Source organism: Kitasatospora sp. NPDC048540 (assembly GCF_040651175.1).
GTDB lineage: Bacteria > Actinomycetota > Actinomycetes > Streptomycetales > Streptomycetaceae > Kitasatospora.
Genome location: NZ_JBEZIR010000096.1, coordinates 1 through 13,843 on the forward strand (window position 1 = coordinate 1; position 13,843 = coordinate 13,843).

Consider the following 13,843-nt stretch of genomic DNA (forward strand, 5'->3'; position numbering starts at 1 on the left):
GCCCACATGGCTATTACGTCGCGCCGTCGGGGTCCGCGGCGGGATCGACGGGTGGGGCATCCCCGGGCCACCGCGCCCGGCTGGCCGGCGCCGCCGTCGGGGTGGCGGCCCTGTGCACGATCCTGAGCGGGGCCGGTACCGCGGTCGCCAAGGACCGGCCCGCACCGCACCCCGGCGGTCGGCCGGGGCCGGCGGTCGAGGTCTGCGTCGCGGTCCAGGCCGGTGGCCACGGGGGCGGCCTCGAGGTCGACGTGGAGGTGGACGTGGACGTCGACCTCCGGTTCGGCCGGTCCGACGGCCACCACCCCGGGCACCACCCGGGCAGACCGCCCCACCCGTGCCCCAGGCCGACCCCGCCGCCCTGCCCGAAACCGACCCCCACGCCGACGCCGACCCCCACACCGACGCCGACGCCCACGCCGACCCCCAAGCCCAGCCCCACCCCCACGCCGACGCCCGCACCGCCGGTGGCCCCCGCCCCGCCGCCGCCCCGCAGGCCCACGCCGCGTCCCCCGGCGCCCACGCCCAGCCGGCCGACGCCCGAGGCGGTCGCTCCCGTACCGGAGCCCAGCCCGCCCGCGCCCGCGCCGACGCCGCCGCCGGCGCCCAAGGCGGTCCGGCTGCCCCCGCCGGCCCCCGCCCCGGAGCCGAAGCGGCACCAGAGCACGCCGCCGACCACCACGATGCTGCTGGTCACCGTCCCGGCGGTGCTCGCCGCCGCGGCGCTCAAGCCCCGCTCACGGACCGCCCGCGGCGGCCGGAGCAGCCGGTCCTGAGACCGGCACGACCACGTTGACCGTCGATTTCCCGGACTGGAGTGTGCCCATGTCGGAGTGGTTGGCCCTGGCGATCGCCATGCTGGCGGCGTGCGCCGTCGTCGTGGCGGTCGTCTTACTGAGACACCGTCGGGTCGCCGATGACGACGACCCGACGGAGACCCCCGACGTCATCGAGTACATGACGATGATGATCGGCGTGGTCTACGCGATCGTCCTGGGGCTCGCCATCGCGGGCGTGTGGGAGGCCCGCAGCGCGGCCCAGGACGACATCCTGCGGGAGGCACAGTCCCTGCACGAGGTGAGCGAACGCGCCCAGGTCTACCCCGCGGACTTCCGCGACCAGCTGCGGTCCGACGTCGACGCGTACGTGTCCTTCGTCGTCGACACCGAGTGGACGCACATGGAGGAGCAGGGCGAGATCTCACCGCGCGGCACCGAGCTGCTGGCCAAGCTGCGCGCGGACGCCGCCGGCCGGACCCCGCAGAACGACCTGGAGGCCCAGACCTACCAGCCGATCCTGGACCGGATCGCGATCGCCGACGAGACCCGCAACTCCCGCGGCCAGAGCACCGGCCCGACCATGCCGGGGGTGGTGTGGTTCGGCCTGATCGTCGGTGCGCTGGTCACCGTCGGCATGATCTTCACGCTGCAGATCCGCCGCTCCGGCCGCGAGCTGTTCCTGGCGGGCGTGTTCAGTGCGCTGATCGGGTTCCTGCTCTTCCTGATCTGGGACTTCGACGACCCGTTCGGCCGTGGCATCTCGGTGACCACCCAGCCGTTCCTGGACCTGTTCCCGCAGCTCGGCGGGTCGAGCTGACCGCCCTGTGACGGCCGCCCCGGTGGGCGAAACGGATCTGCACCAACGCCCCTCGCCGCACCGCGGCGGGGGGCGCCGGTGGTCGGGGGCCCCACGCGCCGGGGCTAGACTGGTGCGCAGTTGTGCAGGCACCTCGTTCGGTGAGGCGTCGCCACGGACACAGGCCACTGACCCCACGACGTCGAGAGACGCCCAGGTTCAGGACAGGTCTCCCCGGCCTAAGGGGTGACCCCAAGTGGCTGCACCCCAGGGGTGCTACGCCGTGGCGTGCCAAAGCTCTGACGAGTTCAGGGGTGCCATCCGGTCGGCGGGCGTATCCGTGCTGCCCGGGGGAATCTCCTGTGTGCGCGATCCGGTGCCCCCGCGGGCGCCCCGGCGGCGAGGAGGTGAGAGCGGTGGAGTGCAGTAGTCCGGGCCGAAGTCGGCCCCACCCCGGGATGACCCCGTTCACGTCCTGCGTCCCGTGCCCCGTCCGCCGCACGTCCCCCGCCCCCGGCTCCCTCCGGGACTGACCGCCGCCGCGGTCCGCCCTCGGGTGCGCCGCCGTGCGGGCGTGCCCGGCCACGGCCGGGGCGGCCCCTCTCCGCCTTCCTGCCCGTGGCCCGCCGCCCTCGCGCGGCAGCGCGCCGTCGGTCCGCGGCGGACCACGATCCGTGGAGGTTCCTGCCATGTCCGACTGGCGTGTGCGCGCGGTGCGCGCGAGCAAGCGTCCGTTCAGCCGTCCCGCCGCCACGCCCCGCCCGGAAGTGGTGCTCGCCCCCGAACACTCGATGGACCCGAGGCCCGAGCAGCGGGGCGCCGCGACCACCCTGGAGCGGTCCGTGGTGGACGCCGCGGTCTACCGCGACGGGCACCGGGTCGAGGCGCCCAGCAGCCTGGCCGAGATCTACCAGCAGATCCCCGGCAAGCCCGGCACGATGGCCTGGATCGGCCTGCTGCGCCCGGCCGAGGCCCAGCTCACCGAGGCCGCCGAGCGCTTCGGCCTGCACGAACTGGCCGTCGAGGACGCCATCGTCGCCCACCAGCGGCCCAAGCTGGAGCGGTACGGCGACACCCTCTTCGTGGTGCTGCGGGCCGCCCGCTACCTGGACGACGACGAGGCGGTCGACTTCGGCGAGATCCACCTGTTCGTCGGCCCTGACTTCGTGGTCACCGTCCGGCACTCGCAGTCCCCCGACCTGTCCGCGGTCCGCCGCCGGCTGGAGGGCGACCCCGAGCTGCTCGCGCTCGGCCCCGAGGCCGTGCTGTACGCGGTACTGGACGCGGTGGTCGACGGCTACGCGCCGGTGATCGCCGGGCTGCAGCACGACATCGACGAGATCGAGACGGAGGTGTTCGGCGGCGACCCCGGCGTCTCCCGCCGGATCTACGAGCTCTCCCGCGAGGTGATCGAGTTCCAGCGGGCCACCCGCCCGCTGCTGGACATCATGGGCAGCCTGGAGGCCGGCTTCGAGAAGTACGGCACCGACGAGGAGCTGCGGCGCTACCTGCGCGACGTCGCCGACCACGCGACCACCGCGGCCGAGCGGGTCGACGGCTTCCGGCAGATGCTGCAGAACATCCTCACGGTCAACGCCACCCTGGTCTCGCAGGCCCAGAACGAGGAGATGAAGCAGCTCGCCGAGGCCGGGCACGCCCAGAACAACGAGATCAAGAAGATCTCCTCCTGGGCCGCCATCCTGTTCGCCCCGACCCTGATCGGCACCGTCTACGGGATGAACTTCACCGAGATGCCGGAGCTGAAGTGGGCGTTCGGCTACCCGTTCGCGATCGGCCTGATGGCGCTGGTCTGCGGCAGCCTGTACCTGGTCTTCAAGCGCCGCGACTGGCTGTAGCGGGCGGCGGCGCGGCCGGGCGGGCGCCGGTCAGAGCCAGTCGTTGCGGCGGAACGCCCGGAAGGCGACCACGCAGACGGTCACGATCAGCGCCAGCACCGCCGGGTAGCCGTACGTCCACCGCAGCTCCGGCATGTGGTCGAAGTTCATGCCGTAGATGCCCACCACCATGGTCGGCACCGCGACCAGGGCTGCCCCGGCGCTGATCTTGCGCATGTCGGTGTTCTGCTGCAGCGACAGCCGGGCCACACTGGCGTCCAGGACGGAGGAGACCAGCTCGTCGAAGGCGGCGATCCGCTCCTTGGCCTGGGCGTGGTGGTCGGCGACGTCCCGCAGGTAGGCGGTGAGGCCGGCCGGCAGGCCCGGCAGTGAGCCGTCGGTCAGCCGCTTCAGCGGCCCGCCCAGCGGCACCACGGCGCGTTTGAACTCCATCAGCTCGCGCTTGAGCTGGTAGATCCGGCCGGCGTCGTCGGTGCGTTCGGGCGAGAAGACGGCGGTCTCCAGCTCCTCCACGTCCCGTTCGAAGGCGTCGGCGACCTCCAGGTACCGGTCGACCACGTGGTCGGCGACCGCGTGCAGGACGGCCACCGGTCCGAGCGCCAGCAGCTCCGGCGCGGACTGCAGCTCCCGCCGCACCCCGGCCAGTCCCGGCGCGCTGCCGTGCCGCACCACGATGGCGAAGCCGGGCCCGGCGAACACCATGATCTCGCCGGTGTCGACGATCTCGGCGGTGGCGGTCACCCGGTCGTGGTCGACGTAGACGATCGTCTTGAGCACCAGGAACAGCGTGTCCCCGTAGCGTTCCAGCTTGGGCCGCTGGTGGGCGCGGACGGCGTCCTCGACGGCCAGCGGGTGCAGCGCGAACGCGCCCGCCATCTCGGCGAACTGCTCGGCGGTCGGCTCGTACAGCCCGATCCAGACGAACCGGTCCGGCCGCTCGGCGAGCTGCCCGGCCACGGCCGCGAGGTCCACCTCGCCGGGCATCCTGCGGCCGTCCTCGTACAGCGCACAGTCCACGACCGTCCGCGAGTCCATCACGCCACCACCCCATCGGACCCGGCCCGGTGCCGCCCGCCCTCGGCCCGCCAACCTACCCGCCGCCTCCCCGTCGGCGAAGCGGGGACCTGCGGGACCGCCGGGACCGCCGGTCAGCGGGCCCCCGCTCAGCGGCTCCCGGTCAGCCCGACCGGCGGCCGCCGATGCCACCCGTCGGGGCCGAGGTGCCGGCGTCCGCGGCGGTGCAGCTCGGCCAGGTCCTGCTGGAGGGCGGGCCTCGGCACGGTCAGCACCGGGCAGAGCGCCCTGCGGACGCAGTACGCCGTCACCGACGGGCGCAGACCCCGGTGGAGCAGACCACCGCCCGCCCCGACCACCAGGAGGTCGCCGGCCCGGTCGGCGGTCCGCACCAGCACCTCGCCGGTGTCGCCGCGGACCGCCTCGGCGGTCAGCCGGACCCCGGCCGGCATCCCGCCGAACGCATCGTCGAGCGCCTGCGCCAGCCGGTGGGCCGCGGCGTCGCGCCACAGGGACAGCAGCGGCGGGCAGGGCGCCAGCCGGTAGCCGTGCTCACCGCCCTGCGGCGCCCAGGCCAGCACCGCCAGCACCTCGGCGTCCGTGCGGGCCGCCTCGGCGACGGCCCGGTGCAGCGCCGCCAGGCTGCCCAGTGATCCGCCGACACCCACCACGATGCGACGCCCGTGCGCCACCGCTGCGCCGTCGATGCCCGGCTCCGCCATGTCCCGCTCCTTCGTCCGTTCGAACGGGGTCCAGCCAAAGCCCTCGGGCGGCCTCCCGGCCGGTCCCTGACATTTCCCTGACGGCGCGTGCCGCTCTCCGAACGCCTCCCTGACGGCGTCCCGGGCCGCCGGGCACACCGCGCGGCGGGCCCGCCGCGCCGACGCGCGACCGTCCGTACCGGGTGCCAGGCTGGCTCCGACAGCGATCCGCGAACGGAGACACCATGATCACCACTGACTTTGCGACGGGCTCCCCGGTCTGGCTCGACCTCGGTGCGCCCGACGTCGACGCGGCGGGTGCCTTCTACTCCGCCGTGTTCGGCTGGCAGACGCAGTCCTTCGGCGAGGACACCGGCGGGTTCCTGGCCCTGCACCACGGCGGGAAGCTGGTCGGCGGCATCGGCCGGCTCACCGAGCAGGGGGCCCGCTCCGCCTGGATGCTCTACTTCAAGACCGCCGACGTGGACGCCGCCGCCAAGACCGTCGAGCGCCTCGGCGGCACGGTCCGGGTCGCCCCGATGGACGCCGGCGAGGACGGGCGGATGGGCCAGTTCACCGACCCGCAGGGCGGCCAGTTCGCGCTCTGGCAGCAGGTCGGCGGCCGGTCCGGCCTGGAGGCGGTGGACGGCCCGGGCACGCTGAACTGGACCGAGCTGTACACCACCGACGCCGAGGCGGCGAAGACCTTCTACGGCGAGCTGCTCGGCTGGCGGACCGCGGCGATGCCGATGCCGGGCGACGGGGGCACGTACTGGATCATCACCCCGCAGGGGCTCGGCCAGGACCGGATGCAGGGCGGCCTGATGCAGCTGCCCGCCGAGTACCTGGCGCTCAACGGCGGCAAGCCGTACTGGCACCCGGTGTTCGCCGTCGAGGACTGCGACGCGACCGTCGCCACCGTGACCGGGAACGGCGGCAGCGTGCAGATGGGCCCCGAGGACGTACCGGGCGTCGGCCGGCTGGCCGTCTGCCTCGACCCGGCGGGCGCGGACTTCGTCGTCCTGCGGCCCGCACCGCCCGCCCAGGGCTGACCTGCCGAGCCGACCGGGCGGGGCCGCGGCCCCGCCCGCCGCAGGACGGAGTGCCGTGCGCCGTCGTCACAGCTTCCACCTGGACCGGGCGGGCCACTCGGTCACGGTGAACATCCGCTCGGGCTGGATCACCGAGACCGAACTGCTGGTCGACGGGCGGGAGATCGCCTTCCACCGCGCCCACGGGCCGGGCGGGCTGCCGCGCACCCTCTGCGGGGTGCTGCCCGGGCGCCCCGGCGCCTTCCTGGTCCGGATCGACCGCCCGGCCCCGGGCGCGCCGGAGCTGCGCTGCGAACTGGAGCTGGACGGCGCCGTCCTGCCGATGACGGCGGACACCGGCGGGCCGTGAGCCCATCCGGGGGCGAGAATGGGCAGGTGGACGCCGGGCATCCCGGCCGGTACCCCGCCGAGGTGAGCAGCCCGGCCAGGGTCGCCGGACCGGACGAGGCGATCGGCGCGGACGAGCTGGCGCTCGCCGCCCGCAACCACGCGCTGCCGCTGGAGGCCATGCGCGCGGAGGTGACACCCGCGGGCCTGCACTACGTCCTCACCCACTACGACATCCCCGCCGTCGCCGTCGCCGGCGCCGACGACGCCGGGTGGCGGCTCACCGTGGCGGGCCGCTGCCGCACCCCGCTGCGGCTGGACCTCGCGGCGCTGCGGGCGCTGCCCGCCGTCACCGCCCGGGTGACGCTGGAGTGCGCCGGCAACGGGCGGGCGCTGCTGTCGCCGCGGCCGGTGAGCCAGCCCTGGCTGGACGGCGCGGTCGGCACGGCGGACTGGACGGGTGTGCCGCTGCGGGTGCTGCTGGCGCAGGCCCGGCCCGCGCCGGAGGCCGTCGAGGCGGTGTTCACCGGCGCCGACCACGGGATCGAGCGCGGGGTCGAGCAGGACTACCGGCGCAGCCTGCCGCTGCCGGTGGCGCTGGCCGAGGACCGGCCGGTGCTGGTCGCGTACGCGATGAACGGGCAGCCGCTGCCGCCGCAGCACGGCCACCCGGTGCGGCTGGTCGTCCCGGGCTGGTACGGGATGGCGAGCGTGAAGTGGCTGTGCGGGATCGAGTTGACCGACACCCCGTTCACCGGTTTCCAGCAGGCCGTCGCGTACCGCTACCGGCGCTCCCCCGACGACCCCGGCGAGCTGGTGACCCGGATCGCGCCGCGGGCCCTGCTGGTCCCGCCGGGGATGCCGGACTTCATGTCACGCACCCGGGTGGTGCGGCCCGGCCGGGTCCTGCTGGAGGGCCGGGCCTGGTCCGGGCACGCCCCGGTGACCCGGGTCGAGGTCAGTACGGACTCCGGCCGCAGCTGGCACGAGGCCGACCTCGCCCCGGCCGACCCGCGCCACCCGTGGGCCTGGCGGCACTGGCACTACCCGTGGACCGCGACGCCCGGCCGCCACCGGCTCGGTGCCCGCGCCCACGACGCCGCGCAGCACGGCCAGCCGCTCGATGCGGAATGGAACCGCGGCGGCTTCGGCAACAACGCGGTCCAGCGGGTGCCCGTGGTCTGTCTGTGACCCGGTCGACGAGGCGGGGCGGCCCGCGGATTCGGTGCGGCCGGCCGCACCCGCCGAAACGGAACACAGGAATTCGGTGGGGTCCGGCACGATCCGGTGCCGCCGAGCGTTCCGGCCGCCATTCGGGGCCGGCCGAACGCATTCCCATTCCACATCCGGCCCGGCCCGGCGATTTTCATGAAACCGGGCGCGCCGGGCATCTCCGGCCCTCCAGGCCAAGGGAGACCGGCAAATGGGACCATGCGGGCCGGACCTTACCGGACAAAGAATTCCAAAGGGTCGGAGCTCCACCAAAACCCGGTGAACCGGTCAAATCATCCGATCTCATTTGACGGGTACACACCTAATTGCCTTGCACCCCCACTATGGGCGGGTTACGATGGCGTACGATAAGTCGAACAATTATCGCCATTCATAAATAAGCGCAATATCCAGCTAAAGAAACCGGAAAGCCAGCGGGGGCGGCCGTCCGTTGCACACCCATCGCACCCCGCCGCGTCGGCGCGGCGGTGCGGACGGGTGTCGGCGTCCCTGCGCGCACCCGCGCAGCACCTGCCACAGCAAAGGAACCAGCCGCATGACGCAAGCCAGGGTCCACCGGCCGCACGATCCCCATCGGCGAGCACGCCAGGCCGCACGCCGGGGCGGCCCGGCCGAACCGCGCACCGGCGGCACACCGGCCGGCCGTCAGATCTGATGACGGGGCCACGGGGGATGCAGGATCCGGTCAGGCCGGCGGGGGCACGGTCGTTCGGTGAGGAGCTGGAAGCACTCCTGATCGAACGTCAGCTCTCCTGGCGCAAACTCTCCCAGCGGGTCGGATACACGGCCGGCTGGCTCAGCAAGATCAAGAACGGCCGCCAGCCGTCGGCCGACCTGGCCCGCCGGTGCGACGAGGTGCTCCAGGCCGGAGGCCGGCTGGTGGCCCTGGCCGCGGCGCACCCGGCCGCCCACAGGGCCCCGGCGCCGGTCGCCGCCCATCTCGTCCGGCCCGCCCAACTGCCGGGCGCCACCGCCGGGTTCGTCGGCCGGGAGGCCGCCCTCGGACAGCTCGACGCGGCCCTCACTGGCGCGGTGCGCACCGGCGTCCCCCGGGTCGTCGCGATCGACGGCCCGCCGGGCGTCGGCAAGACCGCGCTGGCGCTGCGCTGGGCGCACGACGTGGCACCGCAGTTCCCGGACGGACAGCTCTACATCGACCTGCACGGCTACTCCAGCAAGGCCGCCCACGTGCTGCCCGAGGACGTACTGGAGAAGTTCCTGGTCGCGCTCGGCGTGCCGGTGGGCGAGATACCCGACGGGACCGACCAGCGGGCCGGGCTGTACCGCTCGATCCTGGCCGGCCGGCGCATCCTGGTGGTGCTCGACAACGCCGCGGACTTCCCGCAGGTCGAACCGCTGCTGCCCGGGTCGAGCGAGTGCGTGGTGGTGGTCACCAGCCGCAGCCGGCTGTTCGCGATGGCCGTCCGCACCCACGCCGGCCGGGTCACCCTCGAACCGCTGTCCGGCGAGGAGTCCTGCCAGCTGCTGCGCACCGTGATCAGCCCGCAGCGGGCGGACCGGGAGGCCAAGGCGCTGGGCGAGCTGGCCCGGCTGTGCGGCCACCTCCCGCTGGCGCTGAGGATCGTCGCCGAGCAGATCCTGATGAGTCCCACCCTCAGTCTCGGCCGGCTGCTGGACGACCTGGTCGCCGAGGGGCAACTGCTCGAACTGCTCTCCCCGGACGACGCGATCGCCGTCCGGGCGGTCTTCTCCTGGTCGTACCGGCAGCTGGACGAGGAGTGCCGGCGCACCTTCCGCCTGCTGAGCCTGCACCCCGGGGTCCGGCTGAACCGCGAGTGCGCCGCCGCCCTGGTCGGCCGCCCGGTGCCGCAGACCGCGTCGCTGCTGGAGAAGCTGCACGGGATGCACCTGCTGGAGCGCGACGACGACGGCTGGTACCGGCTGAACGAACTGCTGCGGCTGTACGCCGCCGAGCGCTCCCGGGCGGACGACACCGCGGAGGACTGCCGCCGGGCCGTCCGGCGGATGACCGACTGGTACGTGGGCATGGTGACCGCCACCCACCTGCAGCTGGCACCGTTCCGCTCCAGCCTGAACTGGCTCCGGCCGCGGACCGCGGACCCACGGATCGACCCCGCGCCGTTCGCCGACGAGGTGGCCGCGCTGCGCTGGTGCGACGCCGAGCTGCCGAACCTGGTGCCGGTGACCGAACTGGCGGCGGAACACGGGTTCCACGAGACCGTGGTGGTGCTGGCCCTGCGGCTGTTCGACTACCTGATCCTGCGCAAGCCCTGGTCGACCTGGGTCGCCACGCACGAACTCGCCCAGCGGGCCGCGCAGGAGACCGGCTGGGCGCAGGCCCTCGGCTGGGTCAAGACCCATCTCGCCTACGCCTACTGGTGGCTGCGCGACAGCGCCAGGTGCGGCCGGCTCTGCGAGGAGGCGCTGGAGATCCTGCGGGAACTCGGCGACCGGTGCGGGGAGGGCTGGGCGCTGGAGGGGTACGCGATCAACGTCCGGGACACCGGCGACCTGGCGGGCGCGTACGCCTGCGCCGCCGAGGCGCTGGAGATCTTCCGCGAGGTCGAGAACCACGAGGGCCAGGCCGCCGCACTCGGCACCCTGTGCGACATCGACAACCGGACCGGAAGATCCGACACCGCCCTCGCCGCCGCCCGGGACTCGCTGCAGATCAGCGAGGAGATCCGGGACTACCAGCGGCAGGGGCGCAGCCTGATCCGGATGGCCGCGATCTACCTGACCCGGGGGGACAGCGAGCAGGCGCTGCGCTACGCCGAGCTGGCGGTCGACCTGCACCGGCGGATCAACGACGAGTGGGGCGCCGCGGAGGCGTTCGCCCGGCAGGGCGACATCCTGTTCGAACTCGGCCAGAAGGAACGGGCGGTGGTGTCCTGGTCGGCCGCGCTGGAGACCTACGGCGAGCTGGACGACCCCCGGGTGGACGGACTGCGCAAGGCGCTGGAGCGGTCGGGCTGCTGCTGAGTGCCGGTGGGCGGGCGTCCGCCGCGGGGGCCGCGGACGCCCGCCCGGCTCAGGTGGCGACCTCCGTCCGAGGCGTGCGCGGCAGCGGCGCCGCCGCCGCGGGCAGTGCCAGCACGGACCGGGCGACGGCGTCGGAGTCGCACAGCGTCACCGAGTTGACGCCGGGCCGGATCCCGGCGGCGGTGGCCCAGCGGACCGATTCGGTGGGGACGCCGTAGGCGACCCGCCGCGGGTGCGCCGACCCGCGCGCGTCGAGCAGGCGGAAGGTGCCCTCCTCGATCGCCAGGCCGCCGGTCTCGTGGCCGTCGCCGGCGGCCGACGGGACCCGGTGGGTCACCGCCTGGCCGGTGCGCAGCAGGTGCAGCAGCAGCGGGTCAGCGGTGCGCCGCAGGTCCGGTTCGGGCAGCCGGGCCTCGACCAGCGCGGTGGCCCGCACCGCGGGCCCGGGCACGGCCGCGGAGGCCGCGGTGAACCGGCCGAGGCCGGTGTCGACCTCGATCCCGTCGACCGGGCCGAGCGGTTCCAGCACGCCCGCCGTGATCAGCGCGATCATCATCTCGATCCGGGCGGCGGGCGGTCCGATCGACAGGAACGCGTTGACCGGGTTGTACCAGCGTTCCAGGTCATCCCGGTGCGAGTCGCCGTCCAGGCCGGCGTGGTCGACCGCGAGCCGGACCTCGTTGCGCAGGTCGCGCAGCACGTCCAGGGCGGCCTTCAGCGGGCTGGCGACGTTGCCCGCGCGGGCCTGCCGCAGGTCCTCGGCCAGGTGGTCCAGCAGCCAGGCGCGGTAGTCCTCGCGGCCGGCGAACTCGCGGCCGCGGTGCGGGGCGGTGATCCGGTCCCAGTCCCAGCGCTCGGCGGGGTCGATCCGGTAACGGTCCAGCACCCCGGCGTGCGCGCCGTCCGGGCGCACCGCCAGGAACTCGGCGGTGAACGACTCGCGCTCGGCCGCCCGGCCGCGGGACGCCAGCAGCGTGCCGTAGTAGACCGCCTCCACCTCGGCGGCGATCAGCGGCCACAGGTGCTCGCGGAAGCGCAGCCCGCCGCCGCGGCGCAGCCCGGCCACCCGCTCGGGGGTCAGCAGACGCGGCAGGTGGCGGCCGTACGGGCCCTTCTGGTTCTCGCCGCGGCCGTGGTACGGGATGCCGCGGCGCGAGCAGGCGTACAGCACCGGCTCCTGCCCGGACGGGCGGTAGACCAGCCGTCCGGGCCCGTCGCCCGGCGCCCCGGCCGGCTCCGCCCGGACGAAGGTGCCGCCGCGGCCCACTGTGAACAGCGCGACGTAGTCGAAGAAGTTCAGCCCGAGGCCGCGGAGCAGGACGTGCTCGCCCGGGGCGATCACGGTCAGGTCCACGTCGGCCGGGTTGGCCGGGGTGAGGTAGGTCAGCGCGTGGGCACGGGCCAGCCGGGCGGTCCGCTCCTCCTGCCGGGTCGGCCGGGCGGGCAGGTGGCCCTGCGCCATCACCACGGCGTCCAGCCCGTCGATCCAGCTGCGGTCCTGCAGCCGCACCCGCTGGGGGCCGCCCGGCACGCCGAGCGCGTCCGCGACGGCCACCGCGCGCGCGGCGTGCACGAGCACCCGGACGTGGCCGGGCGCGCGGGCGGTCACCCGCTCGAAGGCGGCCCGCAGGTAGCAGCCGTAGAACGCCCGGCTCGGGTAGGAGTCCGGGGTCAGGTCACGGGCCTCGGCCAGGGTCTGGTCGTCCTGGCCCTGCCCGTCGCCGCGCACCAGGGCGGCCGCCCACTCGTACAGGCTCGGACCCGGTTCGACCGGGCCGTCGATCAGCACGCTGTCGTCCGCGTAGACGGTGATCTGCGAGGCGACGGTGTTGGTCAGCAGGTGGCGGGACTGGTCGGTGCGCCAGACCGCCCCGGCGCCCGGCGGGTACGGATCGATCAGGTGGACGGTGACCTCGGGATGCCGCCGGGCGGTCCGCTCCCGGGCGCACAGGCGCTCCAGGACGGACAGGCCGCGGGGCCCGGCACCGATGACGGCGATCGAGAACGGCCGGCCGCCCATCACCGCTCCGGTCGGCGGCCCACGGCGACCAGGGCCCGGCGCGGCACCTCGAGGTGCCAGCCGCCGGTCCCCGGGTCGCGCCGCGGCTCGATCACGGGCCGGACGCCGTCCGGCCCGGGGACGCCGAACACCTCACGCGCCCGCTGCACGGTCCACTCCTCGGCGCGCTCGGCGCCGAGCGAGTCCTCGAGGCCGACCAGCCCGTACATGTCGAGCAGGTAGCGGCCCATGCCCAGTTCCGCCGCGCGCGGCGAGTCGGCCACCACCCGGTAGGGGTCGGCCAGTTCGACCACCCGGACGTCCTCGAACCCCGCCTTGTCCAGGCAGGCCGTCAGCTCCTCCCGGGTGAAGTGGGCGAAGCGGTGCCCGGTGGCGGAGTACCGGTCCACCACCTGCTCGAACCAGACGTCCATCGGGCCGCCGACCTCGAAGTCGTGCATCACGAACACCCCGCCCGGGCGCAGCACCCGCAGCGACTCCTCGGCCGCGAGCAGGCGGTCGGACTCCGGCAGGTGGTGCGTACCGTACGCGAGCAGCACGCCGTCGACCGACCCGGAGCGGAACAGCAGGCGCGAGGCGCTCTGCAGCACCGCCGGCAGGCCGGCCTCCCAGGCGGCCTCGACCATCAGCGGGGACAGGTCGCAGGTCATGATGGACAGACCGTGGTGGCCGGTCCGCCCCGCCACCCGGCGCACCAGGCCGTCGCCGCCGAGCAGGTCCAGCACCACCTGTCCGCGCTGCTCGGCCGGGTCGCAGATCAGCCGCAGCAGCTGGTCGATGCCGTGGGCCCGGGTCATCAGCCGGTCCTGCTGGGCGCGGACGTAGCGCTCGCCGCGGCCGCCCGCGGCGGCGGGCCCGAAGTCGTCGCGCCCGCCCGCCGCCCGCCGCAGGTCCTCGGCCCAGGCCGCGACCAGGTCCTGGTCGAGCCGGTCGAGGAGCCGGGGGTGTTCCCGGCCCAGCCGTTCGAGCTGGGCGGGCAGGTCGTCTCCCCTGGTGGGGGTGGTCGCCGTGGTGTCCATGGCGCGCCTCGCTTTCTCCGTCGTTACGCCAAAGAGCAAGGAGGTCCGGCCGTCGGGGGCGGCCCGCGGACGGGTGCCGCGT

The 13,843-nt window shown here is 74.6% G+C and carries 10 protein-coding genes, 1 pseudogene and 1 riboswitch; of the genes and pseudogenes, 7 read left to right on the top strand and 4 right to left on the bottom strand.

Annotated features, from left to right (window positions below):
* The 3 genes and pseudogenes from AB0D08_RS29395 to AB0D08_RS29405 form a co-directional block, all read left to right on the top strand.
* Positions 1–776 (top strand): annotated as a pseudogene (locus AB0D08_RS29395) (hypothetical protein); the annotation flags it as partial.
* A 49-nt stretch (positions 777–825) separates the two neighbouring features.
* Positions 826–1,596 carry a hypothetical protein gene (locus AB0D08_RS29400; protein ID WP_359893074.1) on the top strand — a complete coding sequence of 257 codons (771 nt, stop codon included), beginning with the start codon at positions 826–828 and terminating at the stop codon, positions 1,594–1,596.
* A gap of 125 nt (positions 1,597–1,721) precedes the next feature.
* A riboswitch (M-box (ykoK) riboswitch) is annotated at positions 1,722–1,896 on the top strand.
* Between the two features lie 368 nt (positions 1,897–2,264).
* Entirely contained in the window at positions 2,265–3,431 is a 1,167-nt protein-coding gene (locus AB0D08_RS29405; RefSeq protein WP_359893076.1) for a magnesium and cobalt transport protein CorA, read from the top strand.
* A gap of 30 nt (positions 3,432–3,461) precedes the next feature.
* Here the strand turns inward: AB0D08_RS29405 and AB0D08_RS29410 are convergent, their stop codons facing one another.
* Positions 3,462–4,466 (bottom strand): magnesium and cobalt transport protein CorA, encoded by a 1,005-nt coding sequence (locus AB0D08_RS29410; RefSeq protein ID WP_051811965.1) that lies wholly within the window; start codon positions 4,464–4,466, stop codon positions 3,462–3,464.
* 128 nt (positions 4,467–4,594) lie between these two features.
* On the bottom strand, positions 4,595–5,167 hold the full coding sequence (locus AB0D08_RS29415) for a universal stress protein (protein WP_359893079.1): 573 nt from the start codon (positions 5,165–5,167) through the stop codon (positions 4,595–4,597).
* A gap of 224 nt (positions 5,168–5,391) precedes the next feature.
* On the opposite strand from AB0D08_RS29415, the gene AB0D08_RS29420 reads away from it, so the two are divergent.
* The 4 genes from AB0D08_RS29420 (at position 5,392) to AB0D08_RS29435 (ending at position 10,722) form a co-directional block, all read left to right on the top strand.
* On the top strand, positions 5,392–6,198 hold the full coding sequence (locus AB0D08_RS29420; RefSeq protein WP_033818976.1) for a VOC family protein: 807 nt from the start codon (positions 5,392–5,394) through the stop codon (positions 6,196–6,198).
* A gap of 55 nt (positions 6,199–6,253) precedes the next feature.
* Positions 6,254–6,547, top strand: coding sequence for a hypothetical protein (locus tag AB0D08_RS29425; RefSeq protein WP_359893082.1), 294 nt, complete (start codon positions 6,254–6,256; stop codon positions 6,545–6,547).
* A gap of 26 nt (positions 6,548–6,573) precedes the next feature.
* Positions 6,574–7,716 carry a sulfite oxidase gene (locus AB0D08_RS29430; RefSeq protein WP_359893085.1) on the top strand — a complete coding sequence of 381 codons (1,143 nt, stop codon included), beginning with the start codon at positions 6,574–6,576 and terminating at the stop codon, positions 7,714–7,716.
* 714 nt (positions 7,717–8,430) lie between these two features.
* Positions 8,431–10,722, top strand: a complete 2,292-nt coding sequence (locus AB0D08_RS29435; RefSeq protein WP_359893088.1) for an NB-ARC domain-containing protein — start codon at positions 8,431–8,433, stop codon at positions 10,720–10,722.
* A gap of 49 nt (positions 10,723–10,771) precedes the next feature.
* On the opposite strand, the gene AB0D08_RS29440 is transcribed toward AB0D08_RS29435, so the two are convergent.
* Together AB0D08_RS29440 and AB0D08_RS29445 are read right to left on the bottom strand one after the other, a co-directional pair.
* Entirely contained in the window at positions 10,772–12,742 is a 1,971-nt protein-coding gene (locus AB0D08_RS29440; RefSeq protein WP_359893091.1) for an FAD/NAD(P)-binding protein, read from the bottom strand.
* Positions 12,742–13,761, bottom strand: coding sequence for a class I SAM-dependent methyltransferase (locus AB0D08_RS29445; RefSeq protein WP_359893093.1), 1,020 nt, complete (start codon positions 13,759–13,761; stop codon positions 12,742–12,744). The genes AB0D08_RS29440 and AB0D08_RS29445 overlap by 1 nt, the downstream gene beginning before the upstream one ends.
* Positions 13,762–13,843: the final 82 nt, after the last annotated feature.